This is a genomic window from Ciceribacter azotifigens, assembly GCF_048159625.1.
Lineage (GTDB): Bacteria > Pseudomonadota > Alphaproteobacteria > Rhizobiales > Rhizobiaceae > Allorhizobium > Allorhizobium azotifigens.
This window is the reverse complement of the sequence record NZ_JBLQTA010000001.1, coordinates 293823-316530: the sequence shown is the minus strand read 5'-3', so window position 1 is coordinate 316530 and position 22708 is coordinate 293823. Positions and strand designations below refer to the sequence as shown.

Genomic DNA, 22708 nt, shown 5'->3' with positions numbered 1-22708 from the left:
CGCCGGCCGATGCCGGTCGATGCCGGCACTGATCGCGACGCAGGTTCGGAGAATTGTCCCACGGCCCGCGGGAGGGTGAACGAAAACGGGTTCCCTTCATTGAAAGGAAAGAGTTTTCTCGCCCGTTGCCGCGATGCCGCCTGCCTCAGACCGGCTGACGCCGGCCCCAGGCGATGAAGGAGGGATTGGCGAAGTTGCTGTCGGCCGCCTGCCGAACCTTGCCGTAGCGGAGCGGCAGGCCGTCGAGGTCGAGCGTCACGCCGCCGGCCGCTCTCAGCACCGCGTCGCCCGCCGCGGTGTCCCATTCCATCGTGCGGCCGAAGCGTGGATAGACGTCGGCCACGCCCTCCGCCAGCAGGCAGAACTTGAGGGACGACCCGACCGATGTCCGCGACGACACGCGCTGCCGGTCGAGGAACGTTTCGGTCTCCGGCGTGCTGTGCGAGCGGCTGGCGACGGCAACCATCTCTTCCGCGACCGGGCGGGCGTGAATGGCCTTGCGGACGGATATGGTGAAGTCCGGCGCGATCAGGAGCTTTTCCGCACCCTCGGACGATCCGCTGTAGGCGACCGCCTTCGCGGGGGCGTAGACCACGCCCGCGACCGGTGCGCCGTCGACGACGAGGGCGATATTGACGGTGAAGTCCTCGCGACGGTTGACGAATTCCTTTGTCCCGTCGAGCGGGTCGACGAGGATGAACGGCCGGTCCGCGACCTCCGGCACCTTTCCGGCGGCGACGGATTCCTCTGCGACGACCGGAATATCCGGAAGCGCCGAGCCGAGGATCGCGAGAATGATCCGCTCGGCGCGCTCGTCGGCTTCGGTCACGGGGGAGGCGTCGTCCTTCAGCCGGACGGTCGCCCCCGCCTCGAAAACCTCCATGATCGCCTGGCCGGCACTGATCGCCGCCTTTTCGAAGGTGTCCAGCATTCGCATCCCGTGTCCTCCTTCATTGCCGCGCTCCGGAAAGGCCGACCGTCAGATTGCGGCTGGCCGTCACCGTTAAGCTATGGCAGAATTGATGAAAAGCCGACGGGTGTTTTCTGCCGCCATTTTCATCGGCGACGGCGGTCCCAGGTGTCGGCCGGGTGCCGCGAACGGCCGTCGCCGCCGCCGAGGAAGGCCCGCATGGCGACAGGCTTTCCCCGGCAATTCGGTGGGATTCCCGGCAATGGCTATTTCCGCAGCAACTAACGTCGCTTTTTTGGGGGATTTGCCGCGGAAATCGCCAAATCTATGTGGGAAACCAACAAAATGTGCGTAAGGAAGCTTTTGCGCTTCACATTTTCACCGAAAACGCTATCAAATCCCGAACGCGAAAAACCCGGAACGGGAAACTAAAAATGGGACGCGTTGACGACCGCGTCTGGGGGATAACATATGGAGTATTTCGTCCAGCAGCTCATAAACGGGCTGACTCTTGGGTCTATCTATGGCCTGGTGGCCATCGGCTACACCATGGTCTACGGCATCATCGGCATGATCAACTTTGCCCATGGTGACATCTTCATGCTCGGCAGCTTCGCTGCCTTGATCGTCTTTCTCATCCTGACATCATTCTTCGCAGGCATCCCGGTCGCGCTCGCGCTGCTGGTCATGCTGGTCGTTGCGATGCTGATGACCGGACTGTGGAACTGGGTGATCGAACGCGTCGCCTACCGCCCGTTGCGTGGTTCCTTCCGGCTTGCGCCGCTCATCACCGCAATCGGCATGTCGATCGTGCTCTCGAACTTCATTCAGGTTGCACAGGGTCCGCGCAACAAGCCGATTCCGTCGCTCGTCAGCGACGTTTACCATCTCGGCGCGATCACCGTTTCCCTGAAGCAGATCATCATCGTCGTCGTCACGGCGGTCTTGCTCACGATCTTCTGGTACATCGTCAACAAGACGCCGCTCGGTCGTGCGCAAAGAGCGACCGAACAGGACCGCAAGATGGCGGCGCTCCTTGGCGTCGACGTCGACCGCACGATCTCGATCACCTTCGTCATGGGCGCCGCACTCGCAGCGGTCGCCGGTACCATGTATCTGATGTATTACGGGGTCGCGTCGTTTGCCGACGGCTTCACGCCGGGCGTGAAGGCCTTCACGGCCGCGGTTCTCGGCGGTATCGGTTCGCTTCCCGGCGCAGTTCTCGGCGGACTGCTGATCGGTCTCATCGAGTCGCTCTGGTCGGCCTATTTCACGATCGCCTACAAGGATGTCGCGACCTTCGCCATCCTGGCCTTCGTGCTGATCTTCAAGCCGACCGGCATCCTGGGCCGTCCTGAAGTCGAGAAGGTGTGATCCGATGGCGAATACTGCAACCGTGCAAAACAACGCCCAGCCGGGTCATCTCGCGAAGGCCTTCAAGGAAGGCATCTTCGCCGGCGTGATCGCGCTCGGCATGTTCAGCCTCTACATCGGCATCAAGACCGACCAGGACATCTCCAACACGCTGATCTGGTATCCGCGTTGGGGTCTGCTCGCCATCTTCGTCGCGATCGCCGCAGTCGGCCGCTTCGTGATGGTCGGCTTCCTGTCGCCCTGGCTTGCCGAGCGCAAGGCGAACCGGGCCCAGGTTCCGGTCCACGAGATCGAGGCCAAGGCGAGCTTCTTCCATAAGCACTTCCTGAAGATCGGATTGGTGGCGCTGCTGCTCTATCCGCCGATCATCATGGCCATCTTCGGCGTCCAGGGTTCGCTGAAGTTCGTCGACAACTTCGGCATCCAGATCCTCATCTACGTGATGCTCGCCTGGGGCCTCAACATCGTCGTGGGTCTCGCCGGTCTGCTCGACCTCGGCTATGTCGCCTTCTACGCGGTCGGTGCCTATTCCTACGCGCTGCTGTCGCAACAGTTCGGTCTCTCCTTCTGGGTGTTGCTGCCGATCTCGGGCATCCTTGCCGCCTTCTGGGGCATCATGCTCGGCTTCCCGGTCCTCAGGCTGCGCGGCGACTATCTGGCGATCGTGACGCTCGCCTTCGGTGAGATCATCCGTCTGGTGCTGATCAACTGGACCGACGTCACCAAGGGTACTTTCGGTGTATCCGGCATTCCGAAGGCGACGCTGTTCGGCATCAAGTTCGACGCCTCGCCCGACGGCTTCGCCAAGCTCTTCGGTCTGCCGATGTCCTCGGCCTATTACAAGATCTTCCTCTTCTACCTGATCCTCGCGCTCTGCCTGCTGACGGCCTACGTGACCATCCGTCTGCGCCGCATGCCGATCGGTCGCGCGTGGGAAGCGTTGCGCGAAGACGAGACCGCCTGCCGTTCGCTCGGCATCAACACGGTGACGACGAAGCTGGCGGCCTTTGCCATCGGTGCGATGTTCGGCGGCTTCGCTGGCTCCTTCTTCGCCGCCCGCCAGGGCTTCGTCTCTCCGGAATCCTTCGTGTTCCTGGAATCCGCCGTGATCCTGGCGATCGTCGTTCTCGGCGGCATGGGTTCACTGACGGGCATCGCGCTCGCTGCGATCGTCATGGTCGGCGGCACTGAACTGTTGCGCGAAATGGAGTTCCTGAAGCAGATCTTCGGGCCGGACTTCACGCCGGAGCTCTATCGCATGCTGCTCTTCGGCCTTGCGATGATCGCCGTCATGCTCTTCAAGCCCCGCGGCTTCGTGGGCTCGCGTGAACCCACCGCCTTCCTCAAGCAGCGCAAGGCGGTATCCGGAAGCTTTACCAAGGAAGGTCACGGCTGATGACCTCCGGAACCGAACAGATGACTGACAACATTCTGAAGGTGGAACATCTGTCGATGAAATTCGGCGGACTGATGGCCATCAACGACCTCTCCTTCGACGTGCGGCGCGGTGACATCACCGCTCTCATCGGACCGAACGGCGCCGGCAAGACGACCGTGTTCAACTGCATCACCGGCTTCTACAAGCCGACGATGGGGATGCTCACGCTCACCCAGCGTTCGGGCAAGCAGTACCTGCTCGAGCGGCTGCCGGACTTCGAGATCACCAAGCAGGCCAAGGTGGCGCGCACCTTCCAGAACATCCGGCTCTTCTCGGGCCTGACTGTTCTCGAAAACCTGCTGGTCGCACAGCACAACGCCCTCATGCGGGCGTCGGGCTACACCGTTCTTGGCCTGCTTGGCCTGCCGGCCTACAAGCGGGCGGCCAGGGAATCGGTCGAAAAGGCGGCGCACTGGCTCGAAAAGGCCGATCTCATCGATCGCGCCGACGATCCGGCGGGCGATCTGCCCTATGGCGCCCAGCGGCGTCTCGAGATCGCGCGTGCCATGTGCACCGAGCCGGAACTGCTCTGCCTCGACGAGCCCGCGGCCGGCCTCAACCCGCGCGAATCGGCGGCGCTCAACACCCTTCTTCACAGCATCCGGGGCGATACCGGGACCTCGATCCTGCTGATCGAGCACGACATGTCGGTCGTCATGGAGATTTCCGACCACATCGTGGTGCTCGAATACGGCCAGAAGATCTCGGACGGCACGCCGGATCATGTGAAGAACGACCCGAAGGTCATCGCGGCCTATCTGGGTGTCGAGGATGAAGAGTTGGATGAAGCAATTTCTGAGGTCGAAGCCGTTGCGGGAGGGCAGAACTGATGTCCACTGAACCGCTTCTCAAGGTAAAGGACGTCGAGACCTATTACGGCAACATCCGTGCTCTCGGCGGGGTGACCGTCGAGGTCCGGCAGGGTGAGATCGTGTCGCTGATCGGCGCCAACGGCGCCGGCAAGTCGACGCTGATGATGACGATCTGCGGTAGCCCGCAGGCGCGTTCCGGCCAGGTGATCTTTGACGGCACCGACATCACGCGGATGCCGACGCACCTGATCGCGCGTCGCCGCATCGCCCAGTCGCCGGAAGGTCGCCGTATCTTCCCGCGCATGACGGTCTTCGAAAACCTGCAGATGGGTGCCGGGCTCGACAACCTCAAATATTTCAACGAGGACGTCGAGAAGATCTTCACCCTCTTCCCGCGCCTCAGGGAACGCCAGCAGCAGCGCGGCGGCACGCTTTCGGGTGGCGAGCAGCAGATGCTCTCCATTGGCCGCGCCCTGATGGCACGTCCGAAGCTCCTCCTCCTCGACGAACCCTCGCTCGGCCTCGCTCCGCTGATCGTCAAGGGCATCTTCGAGGCGATCAAGAAGCTCAACAAGGAAGAAGGGCTTACCGTCTTCCTCGTCGAGCAGAACGCCTTCGCGGCGCTCAAGCTGTCGGACCGCGCCTATGTGATGGTCAACGGCCAGGTCACCATGAGCGGCACCGGCAAGGAACTCCTCGCGGACCCGCAGGTTCGCGCGGCCTACCTTGAAGGCGGCCATCACTGATCGGGTTAGGGGGAATTTGACATGCAAGGATTGTTTTTCGAGACCGACACCGGCGTCCGCTACGTCTTGCGGTTCCTAGTGCTGCTGCTCGGGTTCTGGACCGCGTGGCGGACGGGCAAGGCCGTCGCCGAAGGCTGGCAGCACTATCCGACGGTGATCGTCTATACGCTTTTACTCGGCGTCGCGATGCGCTTTCTGCATTACGCGCTGTTTCAGGGGCCGTTCATCAACCCCTTCTATTATGTCATCGACGTCGCTGTGCTGCTGGTCTTTGCGACAGCCGGATACCGGGTCCGCCGGACCCGTCAGATGGTCGATAATTACTACTGGCTTTATGAAAAGACCTCGGCCTTTTCGTGGAAGAACAAAGATTGACAGCCACGTTTTTCTTGTCGCAGATTGCCGGCAAGAAGGGCTTGGCTCTCATACAGAGTGGAACAGATTACCGGCGCAGTTGTGGTGGGTATTGCGCAGGGTTTCAGAAACCTAACCTGCCTAAAAATTGGGAGTAACAATATGAAGAAGGTTCTTCTCTCTGCTGTTGCGCTGACGGCCATGGTGGCCTACGGCGGCAGCGCCTGGGCCGAAGTGCTCGTCGGCATCGGCGCCCCGCTGACGGGTCCGAACGCCGCTTTCGGTGCTCAGATCCAGAAGGGTGCTGAACAGGCCGCAGCTGACATCAACGCTGCCGGTGGCATCAACGGCGAACAGATCAAGATCGTTCTCGGCGATGACGTGTCCGACCCGAAGCAGGGCATCTCGGTGGCCAACAAGTTCGTCGCTGACGGTGTCAAGTTCGTGATCGGTCACTTCAACTCCGGCGTTTCGATCCCGGCTTCGGAAGTCTACGCCGAAAACGGCATCCTCGAAGTCACCCCGGCTGCCACCAACCCGGTCTTCACCGAGCGCGGCCTGTGGAACACCTTCCGTACCTGCGGCCGTGATGACCAGCAGGGCGGTATTGCGGGTGCTTACCTTGCCGAAAAGTTCAAGGACGCAAAGATCGCTGTGGTCCACGACAAGACCCCGTATGGTCAGGGTCTCGCCGACGAAACCAAGAAGGCGATGAACGCCGCTGGCGTCACCGAGGTCATGTATGAAGGCGTCAACGCCGGCGACAAGGACTTCTCCGCCCTCATCGCGAAGATGAAGGAAGCCGGCGTTTCCATCATCTACTGGGGTGGTTTGCACACCGAAGCCGGCCTCATCATCCGCCAGGCTGCCGATCAGGGTCTGAAGGCCACGCTCATCTCGGGTGACGGTATCGTTTCGAACGAACTCGCCTCGATCGCCGGCGACGCCGTTGCCGGCACGCTGAATACCTTCGGTCCGGATCCGACGCTGCGCCCGGAAAACAAGGAGCTGGTAGAGAAGTTCAAGGCTGCCGGCTTCAACCCTGAAGCTTACACCCTCTACTCCTATGCTGGTGTTCAGGTTATTGCGGAAGCCGCCAAAGCTGCAGGCTCGGTCGAACCCGAAGCCGTGGCCGAAGCTATGAAGAAGGGCAAGTTCACCACCGCTCTCGGCGAAATCTCCTTCGACGAAAAGGGCGACCCGACGCTTCCTGGCTACGTCATGTACGAATGGAAGAAGGGCCCCGACGGCAAGTACAGCTACTTCCAGCAGGGTCTGTGATACGCTCCTGCAAATCTGGTTGACGGAAAGCCCGGCCTCGTGCCGGGCTTTCTGCGTTGTGGGGGGATAGGAAGTAGCGAATAGGGAACAAGGCCGCGGGTAATAGCTGTGGCGGCAATGATAATTCAGATGAGAACAGGGTGTACGCGGCTCGCACAACCTGAATGCCATCTATTCGCTATTCGCTATTCGCTATTCGCCCACTGCCTCTCTCGCTCACGCCTCGTGTAATACGTTCGCTGCCTTGACGGCGGCGGAGGCGCGGTTTTCGACGCCGAGCTTCACGTAGATCTGCTCCAGGTGCTTGTTGACGGTGCGGGCGGAGAGGCCAAGGATCTCGCCGATGTCGCGGTTGGATTTGCCCTTGGCGATCCATGCGAGAACCTCGGATTCGCGGACGGTCAGGCCGAAGGTCCGGCGAAGGGCCTCGTCACCGCTCCTTGCGGCCGCGGTCAGGCGGAAAAGGTATTCGTCGGCTCCGATCGCTCCCAGAAACGAGAAATGCAGCAGAGGATCGCCGGAGGGGGGATAAGCGAAGGCCGCGTCTCCACCCTGTCCCTGCTTGCTGCGTGTCGCCATCCAGCCGGCGACGACCGGTGCCACGAGATCGGCACCGTCGTCGCGGCCGGTCGCCTCTGTGATCAGCCGGGAGGCCTGCGGCGTCGACCAGCGCACACCGCCGTCGGCGCGAAACGCCACGAGATGGCGGCCGGTTGCGTCGAGCGCCACGCGGGCGCTGCGGGCGGAGCGGGCGTTGGCGAGATGCACGCGGATGCGGGCTCGCAGCTCGTCGATGTTGATCGGCTTCGTCAGGTAGTCGACGCCACCGGAGTCCAGTGCATGCACGACGTGCTCGGTTTCGGTGAGGCCGGTCATGAAGATCACCGGCACTTGCGCGACGGCCGGGTCGGCCTTCAGCCTGCGGCAGGTCTCGAAACCGTCCATCGCGGGCATCACCGCATCGAGGAGGATCAGGTCGGGGCTGATGCGCCCGACGATCGACAGCGCCGCCTGTCCCGAGGTCGCGATCAGCACGGAGAAGCCGGATTGCTCCAGCGCTTCGGTGAGGAAACCGAGCGCGTCGGGGCTGTCGTCGACGAGCAGCACGATGTCGCGGGGTTCGAGTGCATCAGCCACGGGTTTCGGCCCTTTCCGTCTAGTAGGTCTTCAGGAGGGCGAGGTAGCCCGGAATGTCGAAGGCCTGCACGTGGGCGCGTAGCGCCTCGGTGAAGGCGACATGGTCCGGGTCTGCACCGATCTCCCCGAGCCTTGCCTCTATCCCGCGGATATAGCCGATCTCGCCGAGCCGCACGAGTTCCTCGATATGTCCGGCCGCGGGCGGCTTCGGTCTTTCCGGCGCTCCGGCCCGTCTCGTCGTCGGCTGCTCGTCGGCATAGGTCCATTCGAGACCGAGATACTGCGCGAGCTTGTCGCGCAACCGGCGGACGTCGACCGGCTTGGCGATCGTGTCGTTGTGGGCGTCGCTGCCGCCGTTCGACACCGAGCCGTCGCCGATATTGGCGGAGAGCATCAGGATGGGGGCGGTCTGGCCGGCCTCCCGCAACCGCTCCACGAGTTGCCACCCGTCCATGCCGGGCATGGAGATGTCGACGAGGAAGAGGTCGGCCTTCACCCCCTCGATCAGGGTCAGGCATTCCGGCCCTCCTGCCGCGGTCAGCACCACGAAGTCGAGCGGGGCCAGCACTTCGCGCATCAGGTCGCGGTGGTCCTCGTTGTCGTCGACGACGACGATGGTCCGGCGCGGCCCGGTATAGGAGACGATCCTACGCTCGGGCGCCGGGGCGGTGTTCGGCCGGTCGACGGCCGAAAGCAACAGACGCACGCGGAAGGTCGATCCCTCGTCACGCTCGCTCGAGACGCCGATCTCGCCGCCGAGGGTGTTGGTGAGGAGCCTGGTGATCGTCAGGCCGAGGCCCAGGCCTGGCAGGGGCCGGACATTGTCGGCCTCGCCGCGCTGAAAAGGCTCGAAGATCCGCGTCAGCTCCTTCTCGGCGATCCCGCGTCCCGTATCGGTGACGGTAAACGTTGCGACCTGGCTGCGATAGTCGACCTTGAAGGTGACGCTGCCGCGGTCGGTAAACTTGATCGCGTTCGACAGCAGGTTGACGAGGATCTGGCGCAGCCGCTTCTCGTCGGTGCGGACATATTGCGGCAGGCCGCGGGCGCGCTGGTGGACGAAGGCGAGCCCCTTGGCCTCCGCCTGCGGGCGGAACATGTCGGTGATCTGGTCGAGGAAGTCCTGGATGTCGAGCTCGTTCGAATAGACCTGCAGGCGACCGGCCTCGATCTTGGAGATGTCGAGAAGACCATCGATGAGGCCGGAGAGGTGATCGGCGGAACGGCGGATGACCCGGATCGCCGACTGCCGCTTTGGCGGGATCGTTTCGTCACGCTCGAGGATTTGTGCGTAGCCGAGCACCGCGTTGAGCGGCGTGCGCAGTTCGTGGGAGAGGCCGACGACATAGCGGCTCTTGGCGCGGTTGGCGGCCTCTGCCGTTTCTTTCGCCGTCTGCAGGGCGGCGTCGGTCTTCCTGTGGGCGGCGATCTCCTTCAGGAGCAGCGTGTTCTGGCGGGATGATTCCTCTTCCGCGACGACCCGGCTGTCGTGGGCGAGCACGTAGAACCAGCTTGCGACGCCGGCGATCACCGAGAAGACGAAGAACACGATCAGCGCCGTACGATCGACCACGGCCGCCGTCTCCGGGGAAGCGGCACCGACCTGGTGGGCAATGAGCGCGAGGATCGCGCCGATCATAGAGACGGCGACGAAGGCCGTGATCGCGTAGCGCCCGAGACGGGTGGAGAGCCAGGCGAGGGCGGAGGGCGGCAGGATTCGCGCGGCGACGAAGGCGGTCTGGGCATCGAGCTTCGCCTGCGGCTTGCACATGTCGTGGCAGCGGCTGTCGAGCGAACAGCAGAGTGAGCAGATGGGCGCGGCATAGGCAGGGCACCATGCCATGTCTTCCGGCTCGAACGGGTGTTCGCAGATCGAACAGGTGATCGAGGTGAGGTTCTTCCAGCTCCGGCGCGGCTTGCGGGCGAGATAGAACCGGCCGTCGGTCGCCCAGGCGATCAGCGGCGAGATCAGAAAGGCGACGAGCGTCACATAGGTCGCGAGCGACGCCGTCTGCGCGCCGAACAGCCCGAAATGCGCGGCAAGCGCAATGCCGGCGGAGAGCAGCAATGTACCGCAGCCCACCGGATTGACGTCGTAGAGATGGGCGCGCTTGAACTCGATGCCGGGCGGCGCAAGGCCGAGCGCCTTGTTGACGAAGAGATCCGCCGAAACGGTGCAGAGCCATGCCATGGCGACGATCGAGAAGATGCCGAGCGTCTCCTCCAACAGCCGGTAGATGCCGAGTTCCATCAGCAGGAGCGCGATCGCCACGTTGAACACCAGCCAGACGACCCGACCCGGGTGGCTGTGGGTGAGGCGGGAGAAGAAGTTCGACCAGGCGAGCGATCCCGCATAGGCGTTCATCACGTTGATCTTGAGCTGCGAGATGACGACGAAACAGGCCATCAGCAGCATGGCCGCCGTCTCGTTCGGGATCATGTAGCCGAAGGCGGCGAAATACATGTGGGCGGGGTCGGCCGCCTCGCGAACGGGGACACCGGTCGAAAGCGTCAGCACCGCGAGGAAGGAACCGGCCAGCAGCTTCGGGACGCCGAGGACGACCCAGCCGGAACCGGCGAGGAAGACGGCGAGGCGATGGCGCAGCTTGCGCCCGCCTTCCGGTGGCAGGAAGCGCAGGAAGTCGACCTGTTCGCCGATCTGCGGCATCAGGGCAAGGATCACTGCGGAGGCCGCGCCGAATTCGACCAGGTTGAAGGGTGCGGCCGGACCCGTCTGCGCGTTGGAATGGCCGATGCCGGCAAAGGAGCGCCAGAGATCGATCTTTTCCCAGTCGAGAAAGGCGATGAAGACGAAGGGCAGGATGTTGAGCACGATCCAGAAGGGCTGCGTCAGCAACTGGAACTTCGAGATCAGCCGGACGCCGTAGGTGACCAGCGGAATGACGACCGCGGCGGAGACGATGTAACCGATCCAGGGTGGAACGCCGAAGGTGAGGTCGAGCGCCCCGGTCATGATCGATGCCTCGATGGCGAAGAGCATGAAGGTGAAGCTCGCATAGATCAGCGAGGTGATGGTCGAGCCGATATAGCCGAAGCCCGCGCCGCGGGTCAGAAGGTCGATGTCGACGCCGTGGCGGATGGCATAGCGGGTGATCGGCACGCCGACGAGCAGCATGACCAGCGCCGCCGCCAGGATGGCGAGACATGCGTTGGTTGTGCCATAGGAAAGGGTGATCGTGCCGCCGACGGCCTCCAGCGCCAGAAACGAGATCGCACCGATGGCGGTTTGCGAGATCCGCGACGTCGAATATCGTCGCGCACTCTTGGCCGTGAAGCGCAGCGCGTAGTCTTCAAGCGTCTGGTCGGCGACCCAGCGGTTGTATTCGCGCCGGACCGGAATAATGCGCTGACGTGCCCACATGCCTATTTTCTGGCGCCCCTGAAAGAATGACTTTCAATTAGGCACTTTTGGCGGAACGCCGTCAATTTGCAAGGGCTTTCGCGTCGTGATTGTCAAGACTGGACAGCTTCCGGACGCCGCCGCGTCCGGAAGCTGGTCCCGGAGTGGACCTAGATGACTCCGAGGGCACGCATTGCATCGGCGACACGGACGAAGCCCGCGATATTCGCCCCGAGGACATAGTCTCCTGGTGCTCCATATTTCTCGGCTGTCTCTGCGCATGCGTCGTGAATGTTGCGCATGATGGTGGCAAGCCGAGCCTCGGTCTGCTCGAACGTCCAGCTGTCGCGGGATGCGTTCTGCTGCATTTCGAGCGCGGAGGTCGCTACACCGCCTGCATTGGCAGCCTTGCCTGGCGCGAAGAGAACGCCGGCCTCCTGGAAGATGTGAATCGCATCGGGCGTGGAGGGCATGTTTGCGCCTTCGCCTACCGCGATCACTCCGTTCGCGACAAGCTTCTTGGCATCCTTTCCGGTCAGCTCATTCTGGGTGGCTGATGGCATCGCCACGTCGCATGGGACGTCCCAAATCGATCCTGCGTCGGCCTTGACGAAGTAGACGCCCTTGCCCTCGCCCTTGGCGCGGAGATAGTCCGAGACGCGGCCACGGCGAACCTCCTTGATCTCCTTGAGGAGCGCGAGGTCGATGCCGTTTTCATCGACAACATAGCCGGAACTGTCAGAGACGGCCATGACCTTGCCGCCAAACGACTGCACCTTCTCGACCGTATAGATGGCAACATTGCCTGAGCCCGAGACGACGACCTTCTTGCCGTCGAAGCTCTGCCCTTTTGTCGCCAGCATGGACTGCACGAAATAGGTATTGCCATAACCCGTCGCTTCAGTGCGGGCGCGCGAGCCCCCGTAGAAGAGCGCCTTGCCCGTCAGGACGCCGGCTTCATAGCGGTTGGTGAGCCGCTTGTACTGGCCGAACATGTAGCCGATCTCGCGTCCGCCCACACCGATATCGCCGGCGGGAACATCGGTATACTCCCCGAGATGGCGGTAGAGTTCCGTCATGAAGGATTGGCAGAAGCGCATGATTTCGCCATCGGAACGGTCACGCGGATTGAAGTCGGAGCCGCCCTTGCCGCCACCGATCGGCATGCCGGTCAGTGCGTTCTTGAAGGTCTGCTCGAAACCCAGGAATTTGATGATGCCGACATTGACCGAGGGATGGAAACGGATCCCGCCCTTGTACGGCCCCAGCGCGGAATTGAACTGCACGCGAAAACCGCGGTTGATCTGAACTCGTCCCTTGTCGTCGATCCACGGAACGCGGAAGATGATCTGCCGCTCCGGCTCGCAGATCCGCTCGATCAGCGCATCGTCGGCATAATCGGGGTGCTTGGCGATGACCCTGCCAAGACTTTCAAGCACTTCACGTACAGCTTGGTGGAATTCGTTCTCACCCGCATTCCTGCGTATCACCTCATCCAGGATAGGCTGAAGCTTCTCGTCTACGTTGACCACTCTCTTCTCCTGCAGCTTTCGCGCCCAAAACAAGGCAACACGGTACTGCCGATAACGCAAATTCTAGGCATATTGAATAGTTATTCATCATTGCGACAATTGGTGACAGTGCCGGGCTGATCGGGACGATCGGCACCCGGAATGCCATTTTCCCCCCTCTCATACGTCAAACAACGTATGTCGCAGTGCACAATTCGGTCGGATAGTTCCCTCGGACAGCGGGCATTAAGCTCTTCCTAATCTCGGGACCCGCTGCTGAAGAGAGGGGAATTCCGATGAAATTCAAGAACCTGATGATGGGAGCGCTTGGCGCCGCCATGCTTTCGGCAACCGCCCTGCAGGGCGCCTTCGCCGCCGACGATACGATCAAGATCGGCGTCCTGCATTCGCTGTCCGGCACCATGGCGATCTCGGAGACGACGCTCAAGGACGCCATGCTGATGCTCGTCGACGAGCAGAACAAGAAGGGCGGTGTTCTCGGCAAGAAACTCGAGGCGGTCGTGGTCGACCCGGCCTCCGACTGGCCGCTGTTCGCCGAAAAGGCGCGCGAGCTCATTGAAAAGGACAAGGTCGCCGCCGTCTTCGGCTGCTGGACGTCCTCTTCGCGCAAGTCCGTCCTGCCGGTCTTCGAAGAGCTGAACTCGATCCTCTTCTACCCGGTCCAGTACGAGGGTGAGGAATCCTCGCGCAACATCTTCTACACGGGTGCCGCGCCGAACCAGCAGGCGATTCCCGCCGTCGACTACCTCGCCGAAAACGAAGGCGTCGAGCGCTGGGTGCTGGCCGGCACCGACTACGTCTATCCGCAGACGACCAACAAGATCCTGAAAGCCTATCTGATGTCGAAGGGCGTTGCCGAAGAAGACATCATGATCAACTACACGCCCTTCGGCCATTCCGACTGGCAGACCATCGTCTCCGACATCAAGAAATTCGGTTCGGCCGGCAAGAAGACCGCCGTCGTCTCGACCATCAACGGTGACGCGAACGTGCCGTTCTACAAGGAGCTCGCCAACCAGGGCATCAAGGCGGAAGACATCCCGGTCGTCGCCTTCTCCGTCGGCGAAGAAGAGCTTGCCGGCCTCGATACGGCGCCGCTCGTCGGCCATCTCGCCGCCTGGAACTATTTCCAGTCCGTCGACGCGCCGGTCAATGCCGAGTTCATCAAGACCTGGCACGCCTTCACCAAGAACGACAAGCGCGTGACCAACGACCCGATGGAGGCCGCCTATATCGGCTTCAACGCCTGGGTGAAGGCGGTCGAAGCCGCCGGCACGACCGATACCGACGCCGTTCTCGACTCGATCATCGGCGTCTCCGTTCCGAACCTTTCGGGCGGCACCTCGACCGTCATGCCGAACCACCACATCACCAAGCCGGTGCTGATCGGCGAAATCCAGGCCGACGGCCAGTTCGAAATCGTCCAGGAGACGCCGGCCGTCGTCGGCGACGAGTGGTCGGATTACCTGCCGGACTCCAAGGACCTGATCTCCGACTGGCGCAAGCCGATGTCCTGCGGCAACTTCAACGTCGCGTCCGGCAAGTGCGGCGGCAAGGGCAGCTGATCGGCTACTCCTACCTCCCCCTTGAGGGGGGAGGTCATCGCGCAGCGATGGGTGGGGGTGACCTCGTGCATGGTCACCCCACCCCGAACCTTTGGTTCGACCCTCCCCCTCAAGGGGAGGGTGGCTACGAACCAGCCTCGCATCCGCTCGGCACTTCTCCCCGCGGGGAGAGGAGGGAGCAAGCCGCAATCGCCTCCGATAACGGTGGGCGACGGGGACTGCCACAATGACCAATCGACTGCTCGCGTTCTTTTTAATTTTCTTCTCCTTCGCCGCGCCCACCATGGCGCAGAGCGATCCGAGAGACCTCATCAACGCGCTCGGCAAGGCGAATTTCAAGCAGGCCGAAGAACTGCTAGGTGAGATCGCCGCAACCGGCGACCCGCGCGTGGTCCCGGTACTCGAAGCCTTTGCCGAAGGCGATCTCTATGTCCGCAAGTCGGATGGTGCCGTGTTCATCACGAAGGCAGCAGGCGGGAACCTCGCCGCGATCGATCCGCTGACGGGCGAGGCGGTCGGCGAGGCGCCGAAGGCGGCCTTCACCAAGATCAAGGTCAACAACAATCTCCGCCGGGCGATCCGTTCGGCCCTCGGCGGGCTCACGCTGCTCAGCCCCGATCGCGGCGTGCGCCTTGCCGCCGCGCAGGCGGTCCTGCTGTCGCCCGGTGCGGAGAACCTTGAACTCGTCGAGGCGGCGCTTGCCAAGGAAACGGACGCCGAGGTCAAGGCGCGCATGGAGGAGGCTCGTGCGGTCTCCGTGCTTGCCTCCGACCGCAGCGCCGACGAGAAGCGCGCCGCAATCGAAACCGTCGCCTCGCTCGGCGGGCGCGAGGCGATCGGCATCCTGATGTCGGTGTCGTCGACGATCGACGAGAGCCTCAGGCCCGATCTCGACGCGGCGATTTCCGGCATCGAGAGCCAGCTGATGCTGTGGGATGCGGGCCAGAACGTCTGGTACGGCATCTCGCTCGGCTCGGTGCTGCTGCTTGCGGCCATCGGACTTGCGATCACCTTCGGCGTCATGGGCATCATCAACATGGCGCATGGCGAGATGGTCATGATCGGCGCCTATTCCACCTTCGTGGTCCAGCAGGTGATCCGCACCAGCTATCCGCATCTCTTCGACTGGTCGCTCGCGATCGCGTTGCCGGTCGCCTTTCTTGTCACCGCCGTCATCGGCCTCGTCATCGAACGCGGCGTCATCCGTTTCCTCTATGGACGGCCGCTTGAAACCCTGCTGGCCACCTGGGGCATCTCGCTCATCCTGCAACAGGCGATCCGCACCATCTTCGGTCCGACCAACCAGGAGGTCGGCAATCCGTCCTGGATGTCGGGTTCCTTTGCGCTCGGCGGCATGACGATCACCTGGAACCGGCTGTGGATCGTGCTGTTCTCGCTCACCATCTTCTTCGCACTGCTGACGCTTATGAAGCGGTCGTCCTTCGGCCTGCAGATGCGCGCGGTCACCCAGAACCGCCGCATGGCGTCTTCCATGGGCATCCGAACGCCTCTCGTCGATGCCTTCACCTTCGCGCTCGGTTCCGGGATCGCCGGCATCGCCGGCGTGGCGCTCAGCCAGATCGACAATGTCTCACCGAACCTCGGCCAGTCCTACATCATCGACAGCTTCATGGTCGTGGTCTTCGGCGGCGTCGGCAATCTCTGGGGTACGCTGGTCGGGGCGCTCTCGCTCGGCGTGCTCAACAAGTTCCTCGAACCTTCCGTCGGTGCAGTGCTCGGCAAGATCCTCGTGCTGGTCCTCATCATCCTCTTCATCCAGAAGCGTCCGCGCGGCCTCTTCGCGCTCAAGGGAAGGGCGGTGGAAGCGTGATTACCGGCTTCATCCTGCGTGCACTCGAAGGCAAGATCGTCATTGCCGTCGGCATCCTCGTCGCCTTTGCCTTGCTCATTCCGGCGCTCAACCTGATGACGCCGCCCGATAGCCAGCTGCATGTGCCGACCTACATCATGTCGCTCTTCGGCAAATATCTCTGCTATGCGCTCCTGGCGCTGGCACTCGACCTCGTCTGGGGCTATTGCGGCATCCTCTCGCTCGGCCATGGCGCCTTCTTCGCGCTCGGCGGCTATGCGATGGGCATGTATCTGATGCGCCAGATCGGCAGCCGAGGCGTCTATGGCGACCCGATTCTGCCGGACTTCATGGTCTTCCTGAACTGGAAGGAACTGCCGTGGTTCTGGCGTGGCATGGACATGTTCCCCATCGCCATGGCGATGGTGCTGATCGTTCCGGGCCTGCTCGCCTTCGTCTTCGGCTGGTTTGCCTTCCGCTCGCGTGTCAACGGCGTCTATCTCTCGATCATCACCCAGGCGATGACCTATGCGCTGATGCTCGCCTTCTTCCGCAACGACATGGGCTTCGGCGGCAATAACGGGCTGACCGACTACAAGGAAATCCTCGGCTTCTCCGTCCAGGCGGACGGGACGCGTGCTGTGCTCTTCGCCCTCTCGGCACTCTTTCTGGCGCTCTGCCTCGTCCTCGCTTCGGCGATCACCCGTTCCAAGTTCGGCAAGGTACTGGTCGGGGTGCGCGATGCGGAAAGCCGCGTGCGCTTCCTGGGCTACCGGGTGGAAAACATCAAGCTCTTCACCTTCACCGTCTCGGCGATGATGGCGGGGATCGCCGGGGCGCTCTTCGTGCCGCAGGTCGGCATCATCAATCCGGGCGAGTTCGCGCCTGCCAATTCCATCGAAGTGGTCGTGTGGACGGCGGTCGGCGGGCGCGGCACGCTGATCGGGCCGATCATCGGGGCGATCCTCGTCAACGTGGGAAAGAGCTATTTCACCGGCGCGTTTCCGGACCTCTGGCTCTTCGCGCTGGGTGGCCTCTTCATCGGTGTCACGCTCTTCCTGCCCAAGGGCATCGTCGGAACGGTGCAGCAGTATATCGCCCGGCGGCGGGAATATCGGGAAGCCGCCGACAAGGACGCGGCGAACGCCGACGCGAATCCCCAACCGGCCCCCGTGGCTGCGGAGTGAGACCATGAGCGACAAGACCACCTCCAGCCTGCTCTATCTCGACGGTGTCTCCGTCTCCTTCGACGGGTTCAAGGCGCTGAACTCGCTGTCCTTCATCGTCGAGCCCGGCGAACTCAGGGCCATCATCGGCCCGAACGGCGCTGGCAAGACGACGATGATGGACATCATCACCGGCAAGACCCGGCCCGACGAGGGCGAGGTCTTCTTCGACGGCGGCAAGATCGATCTGACGAAGAAGGACGAGGCGGAGATCGCGGAGCTCGGCATCGGCCGCAAGTTCCAGAAGCCGACGGTCTTCGAAAGCCACACCGTCTGGGACAATCTCGAACTCGCGCTCAACCGCAAGCGCGGGGTCTTTGCGACGCTGTTCTATCGGCTGACGGAAGAGGACAAGGCCCGCATCGACGAGATTCTGGAGACCATTCGGTTGACGGCACGCAAGGACGATCTGGCCGCCAATCTCTCCCATGGCCAGAAGCAGTGGCTGGAGATCGGCATGCTGCTCGCACAGGAGCCGAAACTGCTGCTGGTCGACGAACCCGTCGCCGGCATGACCGATGCCGAGACAGCGGAGACGGCCGTGCTCCTGAAGGAGATCGCGAGGACCCGCTCCGTCGTCGTCGTCGAACACGACATGGGCTTCATCCGCGACCTCGGCGTCAAGGTGACGTGCCTCGCGGAAGGCTCAGTGCTCGCCGAAGGCTCGATCGATTTCGTCTCGAACGACCAGAAGGTCATCGAGAATTATCTGGGGCGGTGAGGTGACCATGTCTTACGCTCGGGTTTGCCTACCCCCCTCTGGCCTGCCGGCCATCTCCCCCTCAAGGGGGGAGATCGGTGTGCAACTGATCGCTCATGTCCCGACACCTCGCGCTCGGGGCACTCGAAAATTTCTAATCTATTCGGCGGTTCGTTCGGTCTGCGGCGCTAGCCGTCTTCCGATCTCCCCCCTTGAGGGGGAGATGCCCGGCAGGGCAGAGGGGGGTATTTGCCTGACCCTTACCGCCAGCGGAGGTCTGCCATGCTGACAGTCGAAAACATCAATCTCCACTACGGTGCGGCGCAGGCCCTTCGCGGGGTGTCGATCAAGGCCGAGATGGGCAAGATAACCTGCGTGCTGGGACGCAACGGTGTCGGCAAGTCCTCGCTGTTGCGGGCGATAACCGGCCAGCATCCGGTCTCCGCCGGCACGATCGCCTTCGACGGCACGAAGCTCGATGGCATGGCGCCGTTCAACCGGGCGCGCAACGGTGTCGGCTATGTGCCGCAGGGTCGCGAGATTTTTCCGTTGCTGACGGTCAAGGAAAACCTCGAGACCGGCTATGCACAGCTCGCCCGCAAGGACCGCTTCATACCCGACGACATCTTCAGGCTGTTTCCGGTGCTGCAATCCATGCTCGGCCGGCGCGGTGGCGACCTCTCGGGCGGACAGCAGCAGCAGCTCGCGATCGGACGGGCCATGGTGACGCGCCCGAAGATCCTCGTGCTCGACGAGCCGACAGAGGGCATCCAGCCGTCGATCATCAAGGATATCGGCCGGGCGATCCGCTATCTGCGCGACACGACGGGCATGGCGATCCTGCTCGTCGAGCAATACCTCGACTTCTGCCGGGATCTCGCCGATCAGGTCTACATCATGGATCGCGGCGAGATCGTGCATCAGGGGGCGGCGGAAACGCTCGACACGCCGGAGGCGCGGCGACACCTGACGGTTTGACGTGTTGCGGATCATTCATGAGGTGTTAGTAATATATGCTTGATGCTGAGGGGGAACGTGGTATTTACCCGCGTCTGCTAACAGAAGGCACAGCCATGACATCCAGCACGGCCCGAAAGCCGTTGCGGGCGCGAGACCTCGTGGGTCTGCTTGCGACGGGCTTTCTCTTTCTTGCGTTCATGACAGGTTATGCATCGGCCGCGACCGGCTGCGGAACACCGATGCCCGCCGGCCGCCATGACATGACGATCCGTTCCGGAGGGCATGACCGGCACGCGGTCTATTTCATCCCGTCGACCTATACCGGCGACCGCAAGGTGCCGCTGGTCTTCGACTTCCATGGTTCGAACAGCCATCCGCGCGGCCAGCTCAATCGCAGTCGGTGGGACGAGGTGGCCGAGCGCGAGGACTTCGTCGTTATGGCGCTCGAAGGAAGCCTCGACGGCGCGCTGCCCGGCACCCATGCCTGGAACGTGCCCGGCGTGAAGCCGCTGCCGGGTGTCAGCCGCGAGGGCAGCCTCGACGAAGGCGCGTTCATCCGCGATGCGGTGGAGAAGGCAAAGGACACGTTCTGCATCGATCCGGACCGCATCTATGCCTCCGGCTATTCGGGCGGCGGGCGGATGCTGTCGCAATATGTCTGCGACGGGCACGACGATTTTGCCGCCGCCGGTTTCGTGATGGGGCTGCGCGCCGGCTATCCCGAGCAGGAGGATGGCGTCTGGCGTCCGCACAAGGAAAGCTGCCATCCGGCCAAGGCGATCTCGATCATCGCTTTTTCGGGTCTGAAGGACCACGTCAATCCGTTTGCCGGCGGTGGGCAGCCCTATTGGCAGTACGGCGGGGAGGCCGCGGTCGAACGCTGGGCGGAGCTCAATGGCTGTGAAGGCCGCCCGCTCGTCGATGCGGGCGAGAAGGTGACGGTTTCGAGCTATTCGGGCTGTCGCCGCGGGACGAACGTGGTGTCCTATGTGATCGCCGAGGCCAACCACGACTGGCCGGCGCGGAACATCCGCTTCCGCTTCGCCTCGAACGGGGACGAGACGCTCCGCGAGGTTAATGCCACGGACAGAATGTGGGAATTTTTCCGCAATGCGGGAGGCAAGCTGATGGCCGGAACGGCGACCACGACAGCTTGCGCCGCGAACACAATAGCCGCCGCGACCACAGACGGCGGGCAGGGGACAACGTGCAACCGGCAAGTGACATCAGACCTCAGCGCGCCCGGGGCGTCGGAAGGCTTGTGACGAAGGCGCTCGGCGGCCGCACGCGCCTCGCCGAGCTCTACCAGGAAGGGGCGGCCAAGATCCGGCTGCCCGAGACCTTTACCGCCGAACTGGAGGCGGTGCTCATCAATACCGGCGGCGGGCTGACGGGCGGCGACCGCATGGACTGGTCGGTCGCCGCAGGTCCCGGCACCTTCGTGACCGCGACGACGCAGGCCTGCGAAAAGATCTACAAGGCCTCGTCCGGCACCGCCTCGGTCGAGACGCGGATCAGCGCCGCCGCAGGCGCGCGCGTCCACTGGCTGCCGCAGGAAACGATCCTCTTCGACAATGCCTCACTCACCCGCCGGCTGGAGGTCGACCTCGATCCATCCGCCGAATTCCTATGCGTCGAGGCGGTGCTGCTCGGCCGCAAAGCGATGGGCGAGGGCGTCTCCCGCGGCCTCATGCGCGACCGCTGGCGCATCCGATGTGCCGGGCGGCTGATCCATGCCGAGGAACTCCGCCTCGACGGTGATATCGCGGCGTTGACCGCCTCGAAAGCAGTTCTCGGCGGCGATGTCGCCTTCGCCAGCGTGCTTTACGTCGGGCCCCTGGCGGAGGCGCTGCTGCCACAGGTGCGCGCGATCCTCGGCGACGGTCCGGGCGGCGCGAGCCAATGGAACGGCAAGCTGGTGGTGCGGATGACCGCCGCCGACGGCTTCCGGCTCAGACAAAAACTGGTTCCGATCGTTTCGGTCTTGCGCGGCGGCGCGACTATGCCGAAAGTCTGGAATCTCTGACAGTCGTCAAGAAGAGTGGAGCGGGCATGAACCTCACGCCGAGAGAAAAAGACAAACTCCTGATCGCCATGGCGGCCATGGTGGCACGCCGCCGGCTCGAGCGGGGGGTGAAGCTCAACTATCCGGAAGCGATCGCGCTCATCACCGACTTCGTCGTGGAAGGCGCCCGCGACGGGCGGTCGGTGGCCGACCTCATGGAGGCCGGCGCGCATGTGATCACCCGCGACCAGGTGATGGAGGGCATCGCCGAGATGATCCACGACGTGCAGGTGGAGGCGACCTTTCCCGACGGCACGAAGCTCGTGACCGTGCATGAACCGATACGTTAAGCCATTGGAGGACTGATTCATGATCCCCGGCGAAATCATTGCCGCAAAAGGCGAAATCGAACTTAATGCGGACCTCCCGACGGTGACGGTCGAGGTCTCCAATACCGGCGACCGGCCGGTGCAGGTCGGCAGCCATTATCACTTCTTCGAGGCCAATGCCGGCCTCTCTTTCGACCGCGAGATGGCGAAGGGGATGCGGCTCGATATTCCGGCCGGAACGGCGGTGCGCTTCGAACCGGGTCAGACAAGACAGGTGACGCTGATCCCGCTTTCGGGAAAGCGCGAGGTCTACGGTTTTCGACAACAGATCATGGGAGCACTCTGATGGCGGTCTTGCATTATCACGGAAGTTGCCAGTGCGGCGCGGTGGACTTCGACGTCGACGCCGATCTCGGGCACACGGTCGTCTGCAACTGCTCGCGCTGCCGGCGCCTCGGATCGGTATTGGCCTTCGCTCCGCGGGAATCCTTCACGCTGAATTCCGGCGAGGACAATCTCACCGAATACCAGTTCAACAAGCACCTGATCCATCACCTGTTCTGCAAGACCTGCGGCATCCAGAGCTTTTCCTTCGGGGAGACACCTGACGGGAAACAGATGGTGGCGCTCAACGTCAACACGCTCGATGGCGTCGATGCCCGCTCGCTTCCCTCGCAGGCTTTCGACGGCGCATCGGTCTAACTGCCTTTTAGCCAAGGGTTTAAATCGTCATGAATTTCTCGAGATTTTGCCGCCACGGTCTGGCAGCGGCCCTTCTCTCCGGCCTTACCTTTGCCGTACCCGTGGCGGCCGAGGATGAGCCCGAGGTCGACTGCGAAAACGCGATGACCCAGCTCGACATGAATGTCTGCTCGCAGCGGGACTACGAGAAGGCCGACAAGGCGCTGAATGTCCAGTGGGCGAAGACCAAGAAGGTGATGGCCGACTGGGATGCCGAGCTCGATGCCGAGAACAAGGGGGCTGTCGAGGCCCTGCTGGCGGCGCAGCGCGCCTGGATCCAGTACCGCGACAACCAGTGCAATGCCGTCGGCTACAGCGTCTGGGGCGGAAGCATGTATCCGACGATCGTCGCTTCCTGTCTGGAGGACCTGACCCGCAAGCGGACCAAGGAACTCGAAGAACTCGCGAACGGCGTCGAGTAACGGGA

The 22708-nt window shown here is 62.9% G+C and carries 21 protein-coding genes; 17 read left to right on the top strand and 4 right to left on the bottom strand.

Going from position 1 to position 22708, the window contains the following annotated elements; translation table 11 throughout:
• Positions 1–145 precede the first annotated feature (145 nt).
• A complete protein-coding gene (gene cysQ, locus ACM6UT_RS01600) occupies positions 146–931 on the bottom strand; it encodes a 3'(2'),5'-bisphosphate nucleotidase CysQ (protein WP_416795865.1) in 786 nt (261 codons plus the stop codon).
• 450 nt (positions 932–1381) lie between these two features.
• Between cysQ and ACM6UT_RS01595 the strand changes: the two genes are divergently transcribed.
• The 6 genes from ACM6UT_RS01595 to ACM6UT_RS01570 all read left to right on the top strand — a co-directional run bounded on the left by ACM6UT_RS01595 (position 1382) and on the right by ACM6UT_RS01570 (position 6915).
• The gene (locus ACM6UT_RS01595) at positions 1382–2284 is read left to right on the top strand and encodes a branched-chain amino acid ABC transporter permease (protein ID WP_416795624.1); all 903 of its coding nucleotides are present in this window, start codon (positions 1382–1384) and stop codon (positions 2282–2284) included.
• 4 nt (positions 2285–2288) lie between these two features.
• Positions 2289–3680: a high-affinity branched-chain amino acid ABC transporter permease LivM gene (gene livM / locus ACM6UT_RS01590; RefSeq protein ID WP_416795623.1), complete on the top strand. Its 1392-nt coding sequence runs from the start codon at positions 2289–2291 to the stop codon at positions 3678–3680.
• On the top strand, positions 3680–4552 hold the full coding sequence (locus ACM6UT_RS01585; protein WP_416795622.1) for an ABC transporter ATP-binding protein: 873 nt from the start codon (positions 3680–3682) through the stop codon (positions 4550–4552). Before livM ends, ACM6UT_RS01585 begins: the two co-directional genes overlap by 1 nt.
• On the top strand, positions 4552–5280 hold the full coding sequence (locus ACM6UT_RS01580) for an ABC transporter ATP-binding protein (RefSeq protein ID WP_416795621.1): 729 nt from the start codon (positions 4552–4554) through the stop codon (positions 5278–5280). Before ACM6UT_RS01585 ends, ACM6UT_RS01580 begins: the two co-directional genes overlap by 1 nt.
• Positions 5281–5301: 21 nt before the next feature.
• Complete coding sequence (locus ACM6UT_RS01575) at positions 5302–5655, top strand: DUF6867 family protein (protein WP_416795620.1); 354 nt, start codon at positions 5302–5304, stop codon at positions 5653–5655.
• A 141-nt stretch (positions 5656–5796) separates the two neighbouring features.
• Positions 5797–6915 (top strand): branched-chain amino acid ABC transporter substrate-binding protein, encoded by a 1119-nt coding sequence (locus ACM6UT_RS01570; protein ID WP_416795619.1) that lies wholly within the window; start codon positions 5797–5799, stop codon positions 6913–6915.
• A gap of 216 nt (positions 6916–7131) precedes the next feature.
• Here ACM6UT_RS01570 and ACM6UT_RS01565 read toward each other — a convergent pair whose 3' ends face one another.
• From ACM6UT_RS01565 to gdhA, 3 genes are all read right to left on the bottom strand, one after another.
• Positions 7132–8052: a response regulator gene (locus ACM6UT_RS01565; protein WP_416795618.1), complete on the bottom strand. Its 921-nt coding sequence runs from the start codon at positions 8050–8052 to the stop codon at positions 7132–7134.
• Between the two features lie 19 nt (positions 8053–8071).
• A complete protein-coding gene (locus ACM6UT_RS01560; RefSeq protein ID WP_416795617.1) occupies positions 8072–11434 on the bottom strand; it encodes a hybrid sensor histidine kinase/response regulator in 3363 nt (1120 codons plus the stop codon).
• Between the two features lie 149 nt (positions 11435–11583).
• Positions 11584–12945 carry an NADP-specific glutamate dehydrogenase gene (gene gdhA, locus ACM6UT_RS01555; protein ID WP_416795616.1) on the bottom strand — a complete coding sequence of 454 codons (1362 nt, stop codon included), beginning with the start codon at positions 12943–12945 and terminating at the stop codon, positions 11584–11586.
• Between the two features lie 275 nt (positions 12946–13220).
• Between gdhA and urtA the strand changes: the two genes are divergently transcribed.
• The 11 genes from urtA to ACM6UT_RS01500 all read left to right on the top strand — a co-directional run bounded on the left by urtA (position 13221) and on the right by ACM6UT_RS01500 (position 22703).
• On the top strand, positions 13221–14510 hold the full coding sequence (gene urtA, locus ACM6UT_RS01550) for an urea ABC transporter substrate-binding protein (RefSeq protein ID WP_416795615.1): 1290 nt from the start codon (positions 13221–13223) through the stop codon (positions 14508–14510).
• Positions 14511–14736: 226 nt separating this feature from the next.
• Complete coding sequence (gene urtB, locus ACM6UT_RS01545) at positions 14737–16341, top strand: urea ABC transporter permease subunit UrtB (protein WP_416795614.1); 1605 nt, start codon at positions 14737–14739, stop codon at positions 16339–16341.
• On the top strand, positions 16338–17507 hold the full coding sequence (gene urtC, locus ACM6UT_RS01540) for an urea ABC transporter permease subunit UrtC (protein ID WP_416795613.1): 1170 nt from the start codon (positions 16338–16340) through the stop codon (positions 17505–17507). The genes urtB and urtC overlap by 4 nt, the downstream gene beginning before the upstream one ends.
• Before the next feature lie 4 nt (positions 17508–17511).
• Complete coding sequence (gene urtD, locus ACM6UT_RS01535) at positions 17512–18267, top strand: urea ABC transporter ATP-binding protein UrtD (protein WP_416795612.1); 756 nt, start codon at positions 17512–17514, stop codon at positions 18265–18267.
• A 261-nt stretch (positions 18268–18528) separates the two neighbouring features.
• Positions 18529–19224, top strand: coding sequence for an urea ABC transporter ATP-binding subunit UrtE (urtE, locus tag ACM6UT_RS01530; protein ID WP_416795611.1), 696 nt, complete (start codon positions 18529–18531; stop codon positions 19222–19224).
• A 95-nt stretch (positions 19225–19319) separates the two neighbouring features.
• On the top strand, positions 19320–20471 hold the full coding sequence (locus ACM6UT_RS01525) for a CE1 family esterase (RefSeq protein WP_416795610.1): 1152 nt from the start codon (positions 19320–19322) through the stop codon (positions 20469–20471).
• The gene (locus tag ACM6UT_RS01520) at positions 20414–21232 is read left to right on the top strand and encodes an urease accessory protein UreD (RefSeq protein ID WP_416795609.1); all 819 of its coding nucleotides are present in this window, start codon (positions 20414–20416) and stop codon (positions 21230–21232) included. Before ACM6UT_RS01525 ends, ACM6UT_RS01520 begins: the two co-directional genes overlap by 58 nt.
• Before the next feature lie 26 nt (positions 21233–21258).
• Entirely contained in the window at positions 21259–21561 is a 303-nt protein-coding gene (locus ACM6UT_RS01515) for an urease subunit gamma (RefSeq protein WP_112688637.1), read from the top strand.
• A 19-nt stretch (positions 21562–21580) separates the two neighbouring features.
• Positions 21581–21886 (top strand): urease subunit beta, encoded by a 306-nt coding sequence (locus tag ACM6UT_RS01510; RefSeq protein WP_416795608.1) that lies wholly within the window; start codon positions 21581–21583, stop codon positions 21884–21886.
• Positions 21886–22242 carry a GFA family protein gene (locus ACM6UT_RS01505; protein ID WP_416795607.1) on the top strand — a complete coding sequence of 119 codons (357 nt, stop codon included), beginning with the start codon at positions 21886–21888 and terminating at the stop codon, positions 22240–22242. The genes ACM6UT_RS01510 and ACM6UT_RS01505 overlap by 1 nt, the downstream gene beginning before the upstream one ends.
• A gap of 29 nt (positions 22243–22271) precedes the next feature.
• The gene (locus ACM6UT_RS01500) at positions 22272–22703 is read left to right on the top strand and encodes a lysozyme inhibitor LprI family protein (RefSeq protein WP_416795606.1); all 432 of its coding nucleotides are present in this window, start codon (positions 22272–22274) and stop codon (positions 22701–22703) included.
• Positions 22704–22708 lie beyond the last annotated feature (5 nt).